At 67.7% G+C, this 18,356-nt stretch carries 15 protein-coding genes; 6 read left to right on the plus strand and 9 right to left on the minus strand.

The features are described from left to right. Window positions 1-237: 237 nt before the first annotated feature. Window positions 238-1,008, minus strand: coding sequence for a FadR/GntR family transcriptional regulator (locus FAB82_RS21690; protein ID WP_136536648.1), 771 nt, complete (start codon window positions 1,006-1,008; stop codon window positions 238-240). Between the two features lie 143 nt (window positions 1,009-1,151). Here FAB82_RS21690 and FAB82_RS21695 point away from each other — a divergent pair, with 143 nt between their 5' ends. From FAB82_RS21695 to FAB82_RS21715, 5 genes are all read left to right on the plus strand, one after another. Next, on the plus strand, window positions 1,152-2,420 hold the full coding sequence (locus tag FAB82_RS21695; RefSeq protein WP_136536649.1) for an ABC transporter substrate-binding protein: 1,269 nt from the start codon (window positions 1,152-1,154) through the stop codon (window positions 2,418-2,420). A 4-nt stretch (window positions 2,421-2,424) separates the two neighbouring features. Further along, window positions 2,425-3,390: a carbohydrate ABC transporter permease gene (locus tag FAB82_RS21700; protein WP_136536650.1), complete on the plus strand. Its 966-nt coding sequence runs from the start codon at window positions 2,425-2,427 to the stop codon at window positions 3,388-3,390. Between the two features lie 86 nt (window positions 3,391-3,476). Further along, window positions 3,477-4,262, plus strand: coding sequence for a carbohydrate ABC transporter permease (locus FAB82_RS21705; protein ID WP_342799477.1), 786 nt, complete (start codon window positions 3,477-3,479; stop codon window positions 4,260-4,262). 1 nt (window position 4,263) lies between these two features. Continuing rightward, window positions 4,264-5,526, plus strand: coding sequence for a mandelate racemase/muconate lactonizing enzyme family protein (locus tag FAB82_RS21710; RefSeq protein ID WP_136536652.1), 1,263 nt, complete (start codon window positions 4,264-4,266; stop codon window positions 5,524-5,526). A 12-nt stretch (window positions 5,527-5,538) separates the two neighbouring features. Continuing rightward, window positions 5,539-7,953 carry an RICIN domain-containing protein gene (locus FAB82_RS21715; protein ID WP_136536653.1) on the plus strand — a complete coding sequence of 805 codons (2,415 nt, stop codon included), beginning with the start codon at window positions 5,539-5,541 and terminating at the stop codon, window positions 7,951-7,953. A 92-nt stretch (window positions 7,954-8,045) separates the two neighbouring features. Here the strand turns inward: FAB82_RS21715 and FAB82_RS21720 are convergent, their stop codons facing one another. Then, on the minus strand, window positions 8,046-9,683 hold the full coding sequence (locus FAB82_RS21720; protein WP_136536654.1) for a GH39 family glycosyl hydrolase: 1,638 nt from the start codon (window positions 9,681-9,683) through the stop codon (window positions 8,046-8,048). A 232-nt stretch (window positions 9,684-9,915) separates the two neighbouring features. Between FAB82_RS21720 and FAB82_RS21725 the strand changes: the two genes are divergently transcribed. Next, window positions 9,916-10,923 (plus strand): LacI family DNA-binding transcriptional regulator, encoded by a 1,008-nt coding sequence (locus FAB82_RS21725; RefSeq protein ID WP_136536655.1) that lies wholly within the window; start codon window positions 9,916-9,918, stop codon window positions 10,921-10,923. Window positions 10,924-10,995: 72 nt separating this feature from the next. On the opposite strand, the gene FAB82_RS21730 is transcribed toward FAB82_RS21725, so the two are convergent. From FAB82_RS21730 to FAB82_RS21760, 7 genes are all read right to left on the minus strand, one after another. Next, window positions 10,996-11,271, minus strand: coding sequence for a hypothetical protein (locus FAB82_RS21730; protein ID WP_136536656.1), 276 nt, complete (start codon window positions 11,269-11,271; stop codon window positions 10,996-10,998). Next, window positions 11,271-12,083, minus strand: coding sequence for a phytanoyl-CoA dioxygenase family protein (locus FAB82_RS21735; RefSeq protein ID WP_136536657.1), 813 nt, complete (start codon window positions 12,081-12,083; stop codon window positions 11,271-11,273). The genes FAB82_RS21730 and FAB82_RS21735 overlap by 1 nt, the downstream gene beginning before the upstream one ends. 72 nt (window positions 12,084-12,155) lie before the next feature. Continuing rightward, window positions 12,156-13,121: a glycoside hydrolase family 43 protein gene (locus tag FAB82_RS21740; protein WP_136536658.1), complete on the minus strand. Its 966-nt coding sequence runs from the start codon at window positions 13,119-13,121 to the stop codon at window positions 12,156-12,158. A 100-nt stretch (window positions 13,122-13,221) separates the two neighbouring features. After that, the gene (locus FAB82_RS21745; protein ID WP_168801708.1) at window positions 13,222-13,917 is read right to left on the minus strand and encodes a DUF624 domain-containing protein; all 696 of its coding nucleotides are present in this window, start codon (window positions 13,915-13,917) and stop codon (window positions 13,222-13,224) included. An 8-nt stretch (window positions 13,918-13,925) separates the two neighbouring features. Further along, window positions 13,926-16,292 (minus strand): beta-xylosidase/alpha-l-arabinosidase, encoded by a 2,367-nt coding sequence (locus tag FAB82_RS21750; protein ID WP_136536660.1) that lies wholly within the window; start codon window positions 16,290-16,292, stop codon window positions 13,926-13,928. Between the two features lie 62 nt (window positions 16,293-16,354). Continuing rightward, entirely contained in the window at window positions 16,355-17,275 is a 921-nt protein-coding gene (locus FAB82_RS21755; RefSeq protein WP_136536661.1) for a carbohydrate ABC transporter permease, read from the minus strand. An 8-nt stretch (window positions 17,276-17,283) separates the two neighbouring features. Next, window positions 17,284-18,315, minus strand: coding sequence for an ABC transporter permease (locus FAB82_RS21760; RefSeq protein WP_136536662.1), 1,032 nt, complete (start codon window positions 18,313-18,315; stop codon window positions 17,284-17,286). Window positions 18,316-18,356: the final 41 nt, after the last annotated feature.

Raw genomic sequence — 18,356 nt, forward strand, 5'->3', positions numbered from 1 at the left:
TGGGCGGGCTCGTTGGAGCCCGCACCGTCGACCGGCATCGCATGAGAGGTCCATTGAGGGGACGCGATCGGCCGACCGTCTGGGATCGCTCCCAGTTAAGTCGGATCAGATCGTACGAAGCCTTGAATATTGACGCTAGTCTATATAGGTTGGATCTATCCAGTCAACACCAGAGGAGTTTCGGATATTTACCGCTTTATGTCCCCGCGCGCGATGGCGATACATCGGATCTTCGCGTCAGCGCGCGAGTCGGTCCGGATCGCCGTTCGCGCCGCGGCGAACCAGCCAGGCCTCCGTGATGTGGGCGAACATCGCCTCGGCCGCGCCGTCGGGGTCGCGGGCGACGATGCGCTCGCAGATGCGGCGATGTCCGAGATTGGAAGCCGTGCAGAGGGACCGGTCCGTCCGGCCCATATAACTGGCGGTGTTGATGACCTGGCTCTCCAACGAACGCACGACCGCGCGCGCGATGCGGTTCCCCGAGGCCCGCATGACGGTGTCGTGAAAGGACCGGTCGCGTTCGTGATAGGACGCCGGGTCGTCGACGAGCTCGTCCATGCGGTCGACGAGCGCCCGCAGCCGGTCGAGGTCGTCCTGGCCGGCGACGCGGGCGGCCACATTGGCCATGTCGGATTCGAGCAGCCGCCGGGTGACGACGAGGTCGTCGAGGATCCCCAGGGTCTCGTCCTCATCGATGGCCGCCGCGAGCACCAGCTCGTCGAGCATGTTCCACGACGTCGAGGACAGCACCCTCGTGCCGGAACCCTGCCGGATCTGCACCAGGCCCTTCTCCTGCAGGACCTTGACGGCCTCGCGGACCACGGTGCGGCTCACCGAGAACGTCGTGCACAGGGCGTGCTCGGCCGGCAGCGTGGAATCGGGCGGATAGTCGCCGCGAACGATGCGCTGCACCAGTTCCGCGGTGACCGCCTTCGCCAGGTTGGTCGGTCGCCGCGACCACGTCGGCGGGACCGGCTCGCTCGCGGGTGGTCGCTGCAATGCCGTCATCTGTCCTCCGTCCGCCGCCCGGGCCGGACGGCGGGCCCAGTATACGACATCACTCCATTGACGTAAGACGTCATACAAGTTACGTTTACGAGCGACCGTAACGGCCGGACCCTCCCGGCCACCCCCACTGAGAGTGAACTGCGATGAAGCGACGAACACTGTGGACCACCGTCCTGATCGGGCCATTGGCGTTGTACGGCTGCGGGAGCGCCGCGGGACCGGATTCCTCCGAAGGCGGAGGTGAAGGCACGCTCGTGGTCTGGGACTGGAAGTCCGGGGACGCGACCGCCGAGTCCTATATCGAGCAGGCGAAGGCCGATTTCGCCGAGAAGCACCCCGACGTCGAGGTCGAGTTCGTGGCCCAGCCGTTCGACCAGTACTACAACCTGCTCGGCACGGCGATCCAGTCCGGCGAGGGCCCCGACGTCATGCTCTTCAACGGCGGCGGCCAGCTGCGGGACCGCGCGGACGCCCTGCTGCCGCTGGAGGACTACCTGGCCGAGGACATGGACCGCCTGGCCGGCTGGGAGGCGTTCTCCGCGGACGGGCACGTCTACGCCGCGCCGGTCACGTTGCAGGGCCACCCGATCTACTACAACAAGACCCTCTACGAGGAGGCCGGCCTCGACCCCGAGTCCCCCGCCGCCACCTGGAACGACTTCCTCGACGACTGCACCACCATCACCGACGCCACCGACGCGAAGTGCTTCGCGATGGGCAACAAGGAGGGCTACGGCATCCAGTTCTTCCTCTCGGGGCTGGGCTCGGGCGTCCTCACCCCGCAGGAGTACGACGACTGGATCGCCGGGAACCGCGACTGGACCTCGCCGGGCGTGAAGCAGGTCTTCGAGATGTGGGTCGAGGCCGAACAGGACGGGCTCAACAACGACGGCGTCAACTCCACCGCCATGTTCAACGACGAGTTCGCGATCTTCGAAGCCGGCGAGGCCGCCCACGTCATCGGCCTGATGTCGGACGTCGGCCACTGGAAGGAGTTCAACGACTTCCTCGACGCCGAGAACGTCGGCGTCATGCCGGCCCCGCTCGTCAACCCCGAGGCCGCGCCGAGCCTGCCCTACGACGGCGGCATCGGCTACGGCGTCGCGGAGTGGACCGCCGACCCCGAACTCGCGGCCGACCTGGTCCGCTCGCTCACCTCGCCCGCCGCGCTCGAGGCCTTCTACGCCGATGCGGGGGCGATCGCCGCCGACACCACGATCGACGCCTCCGATTCCGGTCCGGCCGCGGCCGAGATCGTCGACCAGATCCCGACCGGGCGCCCCGCGCTGCACGTGGCCCTCTCCGCCGAGACCCTGGAGCTGATGGGGCGCCTGTCCCAGGAACTGCTGAGCGGATCGGTCACTGTGGACGACGCGTTGAGCCAGCTCGCCGAGAGCGACCAGGCGGCCTGAGCGCATGCCGATCGCCAGCTCGCCTACGCCGGTCCGAACGGCCCCGGGCCTTCGGACCGGCGGACCGCCCGTCCCCCGGTCCCGCGCGGGGACCCGGCGCGGCGTCCGCCCGCTCTCCGAACGACTCGCGCCGTACATCCTGGTGGCCCCAGCGGTCCTCATCATCGCCGTGTTCCGGCTCTACCCGCTGGTACTCGGCGTCAACTTCTCGTTCACCGGCGACGGCGACCGCAATGGCCAGACCGTCGGGTGGGACAACTACGCAATCCTGTTCGCCGACCCGCTGTTCCGCGAGTCCATGCGGAACGTGGGCCTGCTCGTGCTGCTTCTGCCGGTGGCCGTGGCGATCCCGGGGCTCCTCGCCACCTTCATCTACCTGCGCGTGCCCGGACACCGCGTCTACCGGAGCGTCTACTTCTTCCCCGCCGTGCTCTCCCCCGTGATCATCGGCGCGATCTTCAACCTCCTGCTCGCCTTCGACGGCCCCGTCAACACCCTGCTCGCGATCGTCGGGCTCGGACCGGTCGACTGGCTCGGCGACCCCGACGTCGCGATCTTCGCCGTCGTCGGCGTCCACATCTGGGCGACCTTCGGGATGGCGCTGGTCGTGTTCCTCGCCGGATTCGCCACTTTGGACGCCTCGCTGATCGACGCCGCCCGCGTCGACGGGGCCTCGCTCCCGAAAGTGATCCGGCACGTGATCGTTCCCGGTCTGTCGCGCACGATCCAGTTCGTCGTGGTGACCACCATGATCGGGATGCTGACCTCGATGTTCGGCCTGGTGTACGTCATGACCGGCGGCGGGCCGGAAGGCTCGACCTACCTGCCGGAGTACTACATCTGGTTCCAACAGGGCCAGATGAGCCGCCCGGCCCTCGCCTCGGCCGCGTCCACAGTGCTCTTCTTCGTGATGCTCGGGGTCGGACTGCTCCAGCTCGGCATCCTCCGCCGCTCCGGAAGGGAGGACTGATGGCACGACTGCACACATCACGACAGAGCACATCACAACCGCGCACCGCAGGACCGCGCGTCGGCAGATGGCTCGTCGCCGTCCCCATGGCGGCCCTCGCGATCGCCACGGTCTACCCGCTCGTGTTCACCGCCAATGTCGCCATGAAGACCCGGCACGAATACGTCCTCGACCGCTTCTCCCCCGCCGAGGCACTGCGCTGGGACGCCTTCGTCACCGCCTGGGCCAGCGCCGACATGGACCGCTACCTCGCCAACTCGCTCATCGTCGTCTCGGGCTCGGTCGCGCTGCTGCTCCTCTTCGGATCGATGGCGGGTTTCGCATTGAGCCAGTTGCGGTTCCGGGGCTCGCGGGCGCTGTTCCTCGGCTGCCTCGCGGCGCTGTTCATCCCGTTCCAGGTGATCATGGTCCCGCTCGCCCGCACGATGGGGCAGACCGGGCTCATCGACACCTACCCCGGGCTGATCCTCGCCTATGTCGCGCAGTTCCTCCCGTTCACGGTCTTCCTGATGACCAGCTACTACTCGGGCATCCCGGCGGAGATCATCGACGCGGCCCGGATCGACGGCAACTCGGTGTACGGGGTCTACGGGCGGATCATGCTGCCGCTGGGCCGGCCGGCGCTCCTGTCGGTCGGCATCCTCAACGCCCTGTTCTGCTGGAACGACGTGCTCATCGCGCTGCTGATGATGCCCTCGGCCGAGCACCGCACCCTCATGGTCGGCGTCACCTCGCTGCGCGGCCAGTACTCGGCGGACATTCCGACGTTCGCCGGCGGCGTGCTCATCGCGGCGGTGCCGGTCCTCGCTCTGTACCTGGTCTTCCAACGCCAGATCGCCTCCGGCGTCACCGCCGGCTCCACGAAGGGATGACATGCGGATCACCGGTTACCGCACGCTGACGACGATCCAGGAATGGGCGCGGCCCGTCGGGGATGCCAACGGGCTGTTCGAGGACGGGGTCACCACCGTCCCGATCGTGCTGGTGGACACCGACGAGGGCATCACCGGCGTCGGGGTGGGTTCGCACGTCGAGCTGGAGAGCGTCTTCGCGGCGATCGAGGGCGAGGACCCGCGTAGTGTGGCCGCCTTGTACGACCGGATGCTGCGGTACTCCTTCAAGGCCGGGCACGCCGGAGCCGTGTTCGCCACGGTCGGAGCGCTCGACACCGCCCTGTGGGACATCAAGGCGCAGGCCGCGGACGAACCGCTGTGGCGTTTCCTGGGTGGCCGCGACCGGGCCGTGCCCGCCTACGCGTCGGGGCTCGACATCGGCCTCGGCGACGACGACCTGGCCGCGGCCTACGGCGTCTACGCCGAGCGCGGCCTGCGGGCGGCGAAGCTCAAGGGCGGCATCGACGTCGAGCGGGACCGGCGGCGGCTCCACCTGGTTCGGGAGGTGCTGACCGAGGCGGGGGGCGGGGCGCGGCCGGGCCTCATGCTCGACGCGAACGAGATCTGGTCGCGCAAGCAGGCGGTCCGCCACGTCAGCGAGCTGGAGCGCACAGTGGACATCGCCTGGGTCGAGGAGCCGGTGCGGCGCTGGGACGCCGAAGGCCTGGCCGTCGTCCAGCGCGGCATCCGTGCCGCGGTCGCCAGCGGCGAGAACCTGACCGGGCTGGAGCAGTTCCGCCCGCTCCTCAGGGCGGGCGGGGTCGACATCCTCCAGACGTCCGCGGTCGGGGGGATCACCCACTTCCTGCGGGTCGCCTCCCTCGCGCACGCGCACGATCTCCCGGTCAGCCCGATCGGCAATATCCCGGTCGGGCTGCTCCACGCCGCGACCTCCGTGCCGAATCACCTCGTCAGCGAGCTGCAGGACCTCCGGCCCCCAGTCGGCCTCACCGCCGACCTCGACATCGAGGACGGCGCGTTCGTCCTCGGCGACTCCCCCGGCCTGGGCATAACCGTCCATAAGGGTGCAATCGCCGAACTCGGCCTCCGACCGGGCCCGGCGAACCCCGCCGGGCCGGGCATCCGGCCCGAACGCGCCGGACTGCGCCTGTTCGCCACCGAACAGCACACCGAGACCGACCGATCCCCTACTCGCCGAAAGCGGGCGGACCCCGAGGCACCGCCCGCCCCACGGCAAGTACCCGCCACCGAGAACAGAAGGACTCGCCTCACCGAAATCTGAAAGGACATCGCCATGCGGCATTCACCCCCCAGGCGCCTTCGCGCGCCCGCCCTCTCGGCTGCCATCCTCCTGGCAACCGCCGGAGTCCTCGTCGGCCCGGGCGCATCCCCGGTACTCGCCCAGGCCGCCGAGTACGAGTTCTACGTCTCGCCCACCGGCAGCGACAGCGGCGACGGCACGGCCGATCAGCCGCTCCAGACACTGACCGAGGCGCAGCGGCGCGCCAGCGAGGCCGCCGCCGCGGGCGACGGCGACGTGGCCGTCAATCTCCTCGATGGGACCTACCGGCTCGACGCGCCACTGCGGTTCGACGAGAACGACTCCGGCCAGGGTGGCCACACCGTGACCTGGCAGGCCGCACCCGACGCGGAGCCCGTCGTGACCGGGGCCAAGTCGGTCACCGGTTGGGAGCTCGACGACGCCGCGACCGGCGTCTACCGGGCCGACGTCGGCACCGGCTTCGACACCCGGCAGCTCTATGTCGACGGAGTCCTGGCGCAGCGCGCCCGGATGAGCCTGTCCCCTTCGGACATCTCGCTCAACGCGGACGGGATCTCCATCCAGAACCAGAACCTCAACTGGCTCTCCGGCCTGCCGGACCAGCAGCGCATCGATTTCCTGGCGCACCTGACGTGGAGCACCCGGATCACCCCGGTGGACAACATCTCCGGCTCCCAGGCCACCTTGCAGCAGCCCGCCTGGGACAACAACACCTTCGGATGGGACACGGTCCAGGCCCCGTTCGTCGGCCCCAAATTCTTCCTGACCAACTCCAAGCGCTTCCTCGACGAAGCCGGCGAGTGGTACCTGGACGCGAACGCCGGAACGCTGTACTACAAGCCGCTCCAGGGCCAGGACCTGGCGAACACGAGCGTCGAGATGCCGCGTCTCGAATCCCTGGTCGAGGTCGGGGGCACCTACGACCAGCCGGTCCACGACCTCCGGTTCTCCGGGCTGACCTTCACCGGCACGTCCTGGCTGCACCCGAACTCGTCCGACGGCTATGCGAACCAGCAGACCGGCACCTTCATGACAGGGACCCAGGAGCACCGGCCCGGCGACGCGTTCTCCTCATGCTCGCGCGGCTGCTACGGCTTCGAGGGCTCCCGCAACGGCTGGTCGCAGACCCCCGGCGCGGTCCAGGTCTCGGCGGCCGACCGGATCGCGTTCGAGGGCAACACCTTCGTGAACCTCGGCTCGATGGCCCTCGGCATCGGCAATGATGCCAACGCTCACTCCACCGGCGTCGGACTCGGCGCGCACGACGTCTCCGTCGTCGGCAACACCTTCACCGAGAGCGCCGGCGGCGGCATCACGGTCGGCGGGGTGCGCCCCGACGCGCACCACCCTTCGGATCAGCGCATGGTCAACCGCGACATCCGGATCGGGAACAACAGCATCTACAGCACGGCGCTCGAATACCTCGACAACGACGCCATCCTGGCCACCTACGCCACCCGGCTCACGATCGACCACAACTACATCGCCGACATGCCATACAGCGGCATCGGCATCGGATATGGCTGGGGCGCCAACGATCCCGGCGGCAGCCAGGAGTACGTCGATCGCGGTCTCTACGACTTCCAGCCGATCTACAGCACGCCCACGACCCACACCGACGTCCATGTCGTCGGCAACCACCTGGTCGACACCGTGAACACGCTGTGGGACGCGGGCTGCATCTACGCGCTCTCGGCGCATCCCAACAGTTCGATCGAGGGGAACTTCTGCGACGGCACGGGCCAGCTCGGCATGTACTTCGACGAAGGCTCCCGCTACTTCAGCGTGACGCGCAACGTCATGATGAGCACCGCCGGGCAGTGGGCCCACGGGAACATCAACGGGGGCCACAACACCGGGAACCTGACCCTGACCGGGAACTACTCGACCAGTTCCGACATCACCGGCATCCCCAACGGGCAGCGCGGCAATGTCGTGCAGAACAACACCGTCTTCTCGGCGAACAACATTCCGTCCGGGGCCGCCGAGATCATCGACGCCGCCGGTCCCGAGGGCGACGCCTCGGGCCCGGCCTCGGGCTCGGTGCGCGGCACGGGCTCGAACCGGTGCCTGGATGTTCCGAACCAGTCGACCGCGAATGGAACGCAGCTCCAGATCTACGACTGCTGGAGCGGCATGAACCAGCAGTGGAGCCGTACCGCCGCAGGCGAATTGACCGTCTACTCGGGTTCTTCGCGCAAGTGCCTGGACGCCTCGGGCGGTGGGACGTCGAACGGGACTGCGGCGATCATCTGGTCGTGTCATGGCGGGACGAACCAGAAATGGGATCTGCGCTCGGACGGTTCGGTCGTGAACCGGCAGTCCGGGTTGTGCCTGGACGTGGCCGAGGCCTCGACCGCCAATGGCGCGCTGGTCTACCTCTGGTCCTGCCACGGCGGATCCAACCAGAAATGGAACCTCGCCTGAGTCTCACTCGAGACCGGTGGCGCGGGCCGCAGGGCCCGCGCCACCGGTCTCGGTACCGCCCTCACGGCTCCGCTTCCGGTCCGCCGCGGTCGTCAGTCCGACTGCCGCAGGGACATCACGGCCCAGGGCGCGAGGTCGACGTCGAGGTCGAGCACGCCGGACTCGGGGACGGTCAGCGTGTACCTCAGGAGCGCGTCCGCCACGGTGCCCAGGTACCGGTTCTCGGCCCGGGACGGATTGATCGGACTTCCCATCCGGTACCAGGCCTCGGCGACGTTCCCGTGCTCCCAGTCGACGATCTCGACGAGGAACCTGCTGCCCGGTTCGAGTCCTGCGATCGAGTGCCGGATCGTCCTGTTCGGACCCTTCGCGGCGAGGTGGCGCGTCTCCTGGTAGGAGTTCGCCGAGCCGATGGACTTCAGCCCCATGTCCTCGGGGTAGTTGAAGAAGACGGCCGACACCGCCGAGGTGCGGCTGTCGCGGGTGATCGCCCCGTGGGGAGTGGAGCGGAGCAGCCGGTCGCCGAGCCGGCCCAGCATCTCGAAGGCGTGGAAGGTGGGCTTGTGGATGCCGTTCTCGTTCACCAGTCCGAAGCCGCCGTGGAACGGTCCGATGCCGGCGCCTCCCTCTTCGAATACGTCGGTGAAGGCCCAGTAGGAGATCGAGTCGGCGAGCGTGGCGCACTGAAGGTACGAGCGGGTGATCGAGGCGGCCGCGAACACGGTGTCGTGCATCAGGTCCCGGGAGGACGGGGACGTCGACCACTCCGTTATGTGGATCTCCGCGTCGGGGTAGGCGCTGTCGGCGATGAGCTTCCGCAGAAGTGCGAGGTCGTCGTGGGTGGCGTCGGCGTACCGGGAGAGCGGCACGCCCACGCCGTCGGCGCCGAACGCGTAGTCGGTCGGGTACGTGTGGGTCGAGACGAAGTCGATCGGGACCTGCCGCTCCTGGCACCAGGCCAGGAACTCCTCGATCCACACCGGACGCCAGTCGAGCGCGTCCAGGTCGTCCGCGGCGGCGGTCCCGTGTTCCTTGGAGCGGTCCTGGACCTCGCCCTTGTACCGGTCGTCGGGCACGAAGACGCTCGTGGAGGGCCCACCGACCCGCAGCTCGGGGTCGATCCGCTTGATCGCCCTCGCGGTCTGCTCGTAGAGCTCGAAGTACTGCGTCCTCGTCCCGGTCCAGAAGTGCGGCACCAGGTTCGGCTCGTTCCACACCTCGAACCGCCACCTGCGGACCTCGGCGAGGCCGTAGCGGTCGATCCAGTGCTCCACCGTCTTCGTCACCAGCTCGACCCAGCGTGACATGTCCTTGGGCGGGCTGCCGTGCGCGCGCCACCAGAACAGCGTCTCGGTCTCGGTCGCGAGCTCTCGGGGCATGAAGCCGAGCTCCACGAACGGTCGGGCGCCGCTGTCCAGGATGAAGTCGAACACCTTGTCCACATAGCTGAACGTGTGGACCGGTGCCTCCAGGGGCGAGTTCGGGCCGAAGCCGCCGCCGTAGCTCTCCCGGTAGACGAACATGTCGTCGTGGAAGAGGCCGTGGAAGCGGAGGTACTTGAATCCGAGGGTGTCGACGGCCTCGGCGAACTGCCCTTGCCAGTCCGCCCGCAGCGCCTCGTTCGCCCTTCCGGCGCCGACGCACTCGCTCCAGACGTGCGGCAGAGTCGTCTCCTCGCACGGCTGGCCGTCGATGCGAATTCGGGGTTGGGGTGTGCGGTTGCTTGTCATGGCCTCACTTCGCTTGGTGGACGGCACGGTGGAGATATTTTCGAAATTTTTTCGAACAATATTCGAGTACGTCTTACGCTACCTCGCGTGTCGATGTCGGTCAATAAGCATCTTGAGGTGGGAATTCTGCCGGTTATTGGCCGAGTTCAGGTGATGCTAGTATCGAAATGTTTTCGAATCAGCGAAAGGAATTGTGGTGAGTCGGCAACCCCGAACTGAGAGAGTCACCCTGATGGACGTCGCGCGGCAGGCCGGCGTCTCGCCGGCGACCGTCTCGAAGGCCCTCAATGGACGCAGCGACGTTTCGGCCCGCACCCGCGAACTCGTCCTCGGCGTCGTCGCCGAGACCGGCTACCGGCCGACGACGCCGCGGCACGACCGGCGCCGGGGGCGGGCGCTCGTGGTCGTGCTCGACTTCGTGGCCTCCCCCTACGCGGGAACCGTGCTTCAGGAAATCCTCGCCGCCGCCACCGCAACGGAAACCGAGCTACTGCTCCGACTGCCACCGGACCCGTCGATCAGCGTGAACCCCGAGGCCGCGCACGACTGGGTCGCGCAGCAGCAGGAGTCGGGCGCCGTCGGCGTCATCGAACTCGCCGTCGCCGTGCCCGATGCAATGCTCACCGCCGCAGACGATCTCGAACTGCCCGTCGTGACGATCGATCCGATCGGCACGGCCGGCTCCCGTGCCGTCAGCATCGGCTCCACCAACTGGGAGGGCGGGCGCTCCGCGACCGACCATGTCATCCGCTTCGGCCACCGCAGGATCGCCTGGATCGGCGGCCCCCGGAACTCGGCCCCCTCGGCCGAACGCTTTCACGGGTACCAAGCCGCACTCGACGGCGCCGGCCTCACGGCGGAACCGGAGCTGATCCACCACGACACGTTCTCAGTCGAGGCGGGACTCATGCACGGCCACGACCTGCTCTCGCTCGCAACGCCTCCGACCGCCGTCGTCGCGGGCAACGACGAGATCGCCATCGGCGTCCTCGCCGCGGCGAAAGAGCTGGGCGTCGACGTCCCCGGCCGGCTCTCCGTCACCGGATTCGACGACACCCCGCAGACCGAATGGACCACGCCCGGCCTCACCTCGGTGCGGCAGCCGCTCGCGGGCATGGGCCGGATGGCCGTCGAGACCGTCCTGGGCATGGCGAAGGGCGCCCGGCCCGCGTCCCGGCACCTCCAGCTCTCGACGGCCCTCACCGTCCGCGACTCGACGGGCCCCGCCCCGGCGGCCTGAACTAGGAAGAAGCCGTTGCCGGACGCCGAATTGTCGGTGTCCGGCAACGGCTCGGATTGATGATCCGGTCGCCTATTCGAGCTTCTCGAACCAGAACTCGTGCTTGAGGAACGAGGTGTCGTACTCGTGGCCGGGGTAGGGCGGAATGAGCTGGGAGGCCTGGAAGAGCCGCCAGCCGTCCTTGAGCGCGTCCACCCCTGTCTTGTAGGGCGGTTCGTCGCTGTCGCCGGTGGTGGGGTCAGTCTTGCCGGTCCCGTCGTAGTTGGACCAGGCCAGCACCTCTGCGTCGAGGGCGGAGGTGTTCAAGTAGAGGACGAGAACCCGCTGTTTGACGTCGTGCTGCTTCATCAGGCCCTCCCGGGGCGGTTGGCGACGCGGGTCGCCCAGTAGTCGATGTCGAACGAGGTGTCGCCGGTGAGTGCGCGCCACATCTTGATGCGGTTGTAGATCTCCAGGCGGCTGGTGGCGTGCTCGCTCCAGGGGTGGAAGACGGAGAGCTCCCGGGCGACGGCGGGGTCGTCGAGGTCGCTCACATCCCAGGTCCGCACCTGCGGGGCGGTCGGGTTGAAACGGATCTTGAACATGTAGCGGCGGATGTCGGAGTCGTTGCGCCGCCCGCCATGCCAGATGCCGTGGTGCAGAAGCACGACGGTCCCGGGCGGGCAGGTCAGGCGGGTCTGCCCGCGCAGGTTCTGGTAGCGGCCGGTGTCGGACTCGTTGGTGCGGCGCAGGTGCGACCCGGGTACGGAGAGGGTGCCGCCCATGTCGACGGTGACCTTCTGCGGGTAGTACATGAGCTGGATGTCGAAGGCGTCGATGCGGGTGTCGATGATGGCGTCGCCGTGGAGGGGTTGCGCGCCGCCCTCGTGCGGCTCGCGCACGTGGGTGTGGTGGTGGTCGACCGTGGGGTCGGATCCGACGAGGCTCCGCAGCGCCCCGGCGACCGCCGGGAGATCCAGTAGCGCCCGCGGGATCGAGCCCTCGGGGAAGGCCCGCTTCAGGGGGGTCCCGTAGGCGACGCCCGGCTGCTGCCCGGCGTCGAATTCCGGGATGGCCCGCTCGTTGAGCTCGGCCGGCACGATCGCGTCCAAACGGTGGAACCCGTTGGCGACGAACCGTGCCATCTCTACGGATGACAGTAGTTGTTCAGTGGTTGTCATACGACGAGCTTATGAACACCTGGCCGGGTTGTAATGGGTCGTATTCACCGACTAGTGGTCTATTTTCACTACTCAATCCCAAGCGGTACTGAGGCGCTCGTACTCTTCGGCGGTCACGGGCAGCACGACGCCGTGGCAGGGGTCCTCCGGTAGCCGGAAGTCCTCGGAGGGAGTCCATTGGCCGCCGGCGAGGTCGTCCGTCTCGAATGGAACGTACCTGCGTTCGGCCTTGAACTCGTCGATCCAGAGGTACCACTTGTCCTCAGTGTTCGACTTGTACACCAGCGGGCCCTCGCCTTGGCTGATCGCGTCGAGGCCGATGCCCTCGGCCAGCGGCTCCCAATCGGCGGCGGTCAGGGAGCGGGAGGTCTCGGAGAAGACCGTCTTGCCCTTGGGCACTCCGTGGGTGCGGCTGCGCTCGTCCTTGAGGAAGCGATAGTAGACGCCCTCGTGGTCGATGACCGTGGTGTCGATCGTGTGCCAGCCCCGGTCGATCCACACGTGCGGCTCGGAGAACTCGCGGAAGTCGCGAGTGGTGGCGTACATGATCCGGTTGTAGCTCTGGCCTTCGTGTTCGGCGTCGTCATAGAGGGTCGAAGACCAGTGGACGAGGAAGGCCTCCTGCTCCGAATCCCAGACCGACTCCGGCGCCCAGGTGTTGCCGGCTTCGGGCGGTGCGACCTCGACGAGCCGGCCTTCGCCCCAGTCCACAAGGTCCTGGGATTCCCAGACCATGATCGAACGACTGCCCCGGCGCTGGTGGCGATCCCAGTCGAGGCTCTTGTAGAGGCACAGGTCGGTGGCGACCATGTAGAACCGGTCGCCGTCCGGGGCGCGAACGATGTGCGGGTCGCGGACGCCGTGTTCGCCCAAGGTGGCGTAGAGGACCGGCTTGCCGCCATTGAGGTCGTCGAAGTGCAGCGGGTCATTGCCCTCGCTCAAGGCGAAATAGATCTGCTCGCCGTCTTCCGCCTCGCGTTTGAAGTGCACGTAGAGGTACCCCGCGTATTCAGGCCGCGGGTCTCGGTTGGCGTTCATCGTTGTTTCCCCGTTCTGATCTTCGTGAAGGTTCACGGTACTGATCAGAATGCTCGATCGCAAGTCTGCTTCCCCATCCCGGTCGTTCGCCGTCGCGACGTCAGTCGTGGCTCGTGAACCTTTCGGTGATGTCAGCGATGACCGGCCGCACGGCCAGCCACAGCGAGACGGCGAAGGCCCATCCCAGAATGAGCAGCAGTGCCTCGGAGCTCAGGGCCACGGTGGCCGTCGCGACGACGAGGATCGAGAGGATGCCGAGGGACGACTTCCAGGAGATGAAGAACTCCGCCGCCGCCACGCGGAGCACGTCCCGGAATCGGAACGAGAAGAAGGAGCTCACCACGAGCAGGTGCCCCGACCACACGGCGAGCACCGCCAGGAGCACGACGCACACCGGTCGCAGGAACTCGCCCCCGGCGACCCCCTCGGCGAAGATGACGTTCACGGCGAGCACCGTCGCGAACGCGAGCACGGGAACCCACCAGGAAAGCGTGTCCCGCAGATTCAGTCGGAGCCCGCGGAGCAGCGGTCGCGTCGGACTCAGGTCCGGCTCCTTCGACCAAGCCCGCTGCGCGTACAGCGCCGCCGAGAGCGCCGGCGCGACGGGCAGGAGCGCACCGACGAAGAGTGCGACGTCAATGAACGCGACGTTCGAAGGTTCTGGGGACAATAGGCCCCAGAACAGCACGGTCGGCAGACCGGAGATCGCCAGGAACAATCCGAGGACGAGGTACCGGTAGATCGCGGCGGTCATCCGGGAGAGCGCCCCGGGACCGATCTCGTCGGCGTGAGTCATGTTCATAATTATGGCGCCTCCGTCGCGCGCACCTCGACCTCGGCGACGAGCTCCCGATCGGCTCCAAGGCGGCGCACGCTTCCCACGATCCGTCGACGCACCGCGGCGTGCACGTCGGTGCTCGAACGTGCGACGCGCAATTCGACCGCTCCCGGCTCCACGATTCGATCCCCGAACATCCCCACGAAGGAGGTCAGGTCGGCGTGGAGCCGGAATAGGACCTCGATGGTCTCCCCCGCTGCGAGCGACACCCGCCGGTAGGCGACCAGGCGCTGGTCCGGCCGAGTCACCTGCGCGAACGGATCGTGGAGGTAGACCTGGACGACGTCGTCGACTCGCACGGCGGTCTCGTTCGAGAGGACGACCGAGACTGAGGTGGTCCCGTCGTTCTCCCAGTCTTCCTCCTCCGTCACCGTCGGATGCCAGGTGAGGTCCTCGTACGAGAGCCCGTGCCCGAAGGGATAGAGCGCCGTCGGGTCGATGTTGGACGCGCCGTTGGCCCGGCCGAGCGGCGGCGCCAGGTACGTCGAGGGCTGACCGCCCGCCTCGCGCGGGATTCCGACGGAAAGGTGCCCGCTCGGATTCACCTCGCCCGTCAGCACTTCAGCAATGGCCTGCGCGCCCTGCTGTCCCGGGAAGAAGGTCTGCACGATCGCCGCGCACCGGGCGGCCACGGCACCGAGTGCGTAGGGGCGCCCCGTGAGCAGGACGAGCACGACGGGGGTTCCGGTATCGAGGAGTGCCTCCAGGAGTGCCTGCTGTTCTCCGGGAAGGCGCAGGTCGGCGGCGTCGCAGCCCTCCCCTGAGGTGCCTCGTCCGAAGAGCCCGGCCCGGTCGCCGAGGGCGACGACGACCACGTCGGCGTCGCGTGCCGCGTCCTGGGCGGCGTCGAAGCCGTCGCGCCCCGGCTCCGACACGTCGCATCCGGCCTCGTTCCGGATCACCTCGCGGCGTGCGCTCAGTTCATCAAGGACGGTCGGGATGTCGATCCCGAGGCCCGATTCCGGGTGGTGCACGCCCACGTGCGCGGGGAAGGAGTAGCAGCCGAGCATCGCGAACGGGTCGTCGGCGAGCGGGCCGACGACCGCGACGCGGACGTCCGCCGAGAGGGGAAGCGTCCCATCGTTGTCGACGAGTACGACGGCCTCGCGGGCCAGGCGGAGCGCGATCTCGCGAGAGTCGGCACCGTCCAGGGCCGCGTCGAGCGGCGCGTCGTGCGCGGGTGTCGGGTCGTAGTCGGCTTCGATGAGGCCGAGGTCGATCTTCTGCTCGAGCACGCGCTGCAGTGCGCGATCGACAAGCGCCTCTTCGAGGTCGCCCGACCGAACCGCGTCGATGAGCGGCGCCCCGTAGGCCGCGACCGACGGGAGCTCGACATCGATGCCGGCCCAGAGGGCGCGGGCGGCGGCCTCTCCGTCGGTCTCCGCCACCCGTTGCAGCGTGCGGAGGAAGGCGACGGCGAAGTAGTCCGCCACGACGACCCCGTCGAAGCCCCATTTGTCGCGGAGCAGGTCGGTGAGCAGTCGCCGGTCACCGGCCGCCGGCATCCCGTCGACCTCCGCGTACGAGTTCATCACCGAGCGGGCTCCCCCGTGCCGCAGTGCGGTCTCGAAGGGCGGCAGGAAGATCTCGGCCATCTCGCGCGGGCCGGCGGAGACCGGGGCGTGGTTGCGCCCGGCGCGCGAGCCCGAGTATCCGGCGAAGTGCTTGAGCGTGGAGACGACGCCCGCGCTCTCGAGCCCCTTCACGTACGCGGCGCCGATCGTGCCCACGAGGTACGGGTCCTCGCCGATCGATTCCTCCACGCGTCCCCAGCGGTAGTCGCGCACCACGTCGAGGACGGGCGCGAGACCTTGGTGCACGCCGACTGCGCGCATCGACCGGCCGATGCGCTCGGACATCGCATGGACGAGCTCCGGATCGAAACTCGCGCCCCACGAGAGCGGCACCGGGTAGGCGGTCGCACCCCACGCGGCGAAGCCGGCCAGGCATTCCTCGTGCACCTGGGCCGGGATGCCGAAGCGATTGGCCGCGACGATCTGCTGCTGCGCCCGGGCCAGCGACTTCGCCCCGAGCTCGGCCTGGACCGGCTTCGTGCCGAAGGGGCGCGTCAGCTGGCCCAGTCCGTCGGCGATCACGTCGGCGAACGAGGGCGCGTCCTTGCTCATGTCGCTCTGATGTGGAGCGACGTCGCCCCCGGAGGCGTCCGCTCCGACCCAGAGCCCGACGAGCTGCCCCGCCTTCTCCTCGATCGTCATCTCGGCCACGAGCGCCGCCGCGCGCTCCGATCGGCTGAGCCGGTGGTCGTGCCAGGGCGCCAGGCCCGCCTCGGCGACCGCCGTCTCGGCAGACGCGGCGTCGGTGTCAGTGGTCATGGAGAGACGTCTTCCTTCGGGTGGAGGCGTGGAGGTGTCCGTTGGGCGGGTGTTGCGGAGCGTCATCCCTTGACCGAGCCCAGCATGATGCCCGATACGAAGTACCGCTGCACGAAGGGATAGATGCAGAGGATGGGGATGACGGTGAGGATCATCGTCACCGCCTGGATGTTGGTGGAGACCAGCGCGGTCGTCGACCCGGTGGCCGCCGCTCCTTCGGACGTCGTGGTGGAGGCTCCCGCGATCAGGTTCCGCACGAACAGCGTGACGGGGAACAGCTCGCTCTTGTCGAGGTAGAGAAACGCGGCGAACCAGTCGTTCCAGAACTGGACCGAGTAGAAGAGCACCATCGTGGCGATGACCGCCTTCGACAGGGGGAGCACGATCCGCCCGAAGATCCCGTACCAGCCGAGTCCGTCGATCTGCGCGGCCTCTTCGAGGTCCTTCGGCAGGTTCTCGAAGAACGATTTCATGACAAGGAGGTTGAATATCGAGATCGCACCGGGGAGCACGAGCGCCCACATGGTGTTCTTCATTCCGAGCGAGGAGATCAGCACGTAGTTCGGCACGAGGCCGCCGTTGAAGAACATGGTGAACACTGCGATGCCGATGAGTGCCTTGCGCCCCTTGAGATGTTTCTTCGACAGCACATATGCGTAGGTCGTGGTGAGGACCATGGCGATCGTCGTCCCGACCACGGTGTACAGCACCGTGTTGCCGTAGTTGCGCCAGAACGTGTCGTTCTGCATCACGGCACTGTAGGTGTCGAGGTTGAAGCCGACGGGCCAGAAGCTCACCTGGCCGGCGTTGATCGCACCCGCCGAGCTGAACGACTGGGCGAGCACCGTGATGAACGGGTACAGCATGCCCACGCACAAGAGGACGAGGAAGGTCGTGTTGACGACGCCGAAGACGCGAGTCCCGGTCGACTCCTTCGTCTTCCGCTGGCCTCCGTTCGCCGGCTTGGTCGGGTTCTTTGACATCACGTCGATTACCACAGGCTCGTCCCCACCATCCGCCGCGAGATCAGGTTCGCGGAAAGCACCATCACCAGGCCGATCACCGCCTGGAACAGGCCGATCGCCGCCGCATAACTGAGATTGTTCGACACCAGACCGACCCGGTAGAGATACGTCGAGATGACGTCGGCCGTCTCGTAGGTCAGCGGGTTGTACAGCAGCAGCACCTTCTCGAAGCCGACGTTGAGGAACGTCCCGATGTTGAGGACCAGGAGGGTCATCATCATCGGACGGATGCCGGGAATCGTGACGTGCCACGTCTGCCGCCACCGGCCCGCCCCGTCGATTCTCGCCGCCTCGTACAGGGAGTCGTCGACCGTGGTGAGCGCCGCCAGATAGAGGATCGTCCCCCAGCCGACGGTCTGCCACACTTCGGACCCGACGTAGACGGCGCGGAACCATTCGGGTCGCTGGAGGAACGGGATGCTCTCCCCGCCGAACGCCCCGATGATCTGGTTGACCGTGCCATTCAATGACAAGAGCTGCATGAGCATGCCGACGACGATGACGATGGAGAGGAAGTGCGGCAGGTAGGAGATCGACTGCACGATCTTCTTGAAATGCTTCTTCCTCACCTCGTTCAGCAGGAGCGCGAGCACGATCGGGAGTGGGAAGCAGACCACGAGGGTCAGTCCGCCCAGGATCGCCGTGTTCGCGAAGACCTTCCAGAATGTCGGGTCGTTGATGAACATCTCGATGTAGCGGAAGCCGACCCACTCGTCGCCGTAGATGTTCCCGCCTGGGCGGAACCTCCGGAACGCGATGACGTTCCCGATCATGGGACCGTACTTGAAGATCGCGAGGTAGATCAGGGGTAGCAGGGCGAGGCTGTACAGCTGCCAGTCACGTTCGAAGGCTTTGCGCCAGGTCTGGCGCTGCGGTCCTCGGCTCGGTGCCGTCGGCTGCTTGTCGATGGTGAGTGTCGGGGGCCCGTCGGGCGCGGCGACCCTGGTCGACCCGCGCTCGGCCGACCGCGGGGACTTCTCGTCTGAGGTAAGGGGCATGTGCACTCCCTCCCGTCCGCGTCGGGGCGGAAAGCCCGCCC

It is taken from the genome of Glycomyces buryatensis (genome assembly GCF_004912275.1).
GTDB classification, from domain to species: Bacteria; Actinomycetota; Actinomycetes; order Mycobacteriales; family Micromonosporaceae; genus Glycomyces; species Glycomyces buryatensis.

Bases quoted from the DNA above. Each gene is read 5' to 3' on its own strand.
- FAB82_RS21690 (WP_136536648.1), bottom strand. From the start codon at position 1,008: ATGACGGCATTGCAGCGACCACCCGCGAGCGAGCCGGTCCCGCCGACG.
- FAB82_RS21695 (WP_136536649.1), top strand. From the start codon at position 1,152: ATGAAGCGACGAACACTGTGGACCACCGTCCTGATCGGGCCATTGGCG.
- FAB82_RS21700 (WP_136536650.1), top strand. From the start codon at position 2,425: ATGCCGATCGCCAGCTCGCCTACGCCGGTCCGAACGGCCCCGGGCCTT.
- FAB82_RS21705 (WP_342799477.1), top strand. From the start codon at position 3,477: ATGGCGGCCCTCGCGATCGCCACGGTCTACCCGCTCGTGTTCACCGCC.
- FAB82_RS21710 (WP_136536652.1), top strand. From the start codon at position 4,264: ATGCGGATCACCGGTTACCGCACGCTGACGACGATCCAGGAATGGGCG.
- FAB82_RS21715 (WP_136536653.1), top strand. From the start codon at position 5,539: ATGCGGCATTCACCCCCCAGGCGCCTTCGCGCGCCCGCCCTCTCGGCT.
- FAB82_RS21720 (WP_136536654.1), bottom strand. From the start codon at position 9,683: ATGACAAGCAACCGCACACCCCAACCCCGAATTCGCATCGACGGCCAG.
- FAB82_RS21725 (WP_136536655.1), top strand. From the start codon at position 9,916: ATGGACGTCGCGCGGCAGGCCGGCGTCTCGCCGGCGACCGTCTCGAAG.
- FAB82_RS21730 (WP_136536656.1), bottom strand. From the start codon at position 11,271: ATGAAGCAGCACGACGTCAAACAGCGGGTTCTCGTCCTCTACTTGAAC.
- FAB82_RS21735 (WP_136536657.1), bottom strand. From the start codon at position 12,083: ATGACAACCACTGAACAACTACTGTCATCCGTAGAGATGGCACGGTTC.
- FAB82_RS21740 (WP_136536658.1), bottom strand. From the start codon at position 13,121: ATGAACGCCAACCGAGACCCGCGGCCTGAATACGCGGGGTACCTCTAC.
- FAB82_RS21745 (WP_168801708.1), bottom strand. From the start codon at position 13,917: ATGACTCACGCCGACGAGATCGGTCCCGGGGCGCTCTCCCGGATGACC.
- FAB82_RS21750 (WP_136536660.1), bottom strand. From the start codon at position 16,292: ATGACCACTGACACCGACGCCGCGTCTGCCGAGACGGCGGTCGCCGAG.
- FAB82_RS21755 (WP_136536661.1), bottom strand. From the start codon at position 17,275: ATGTCAAAGAACCCGACCAAGCCGGCGAACGGAGGCCAGCGGAAGACG.
- FAB82_RS21760 (WP_136536662.1), bottom strand. From the start codon at position 18,315: ATGCCCCTTACCTCAGACGAGAAGTCCCCGCGGTCGGCCGAGCGCGGG.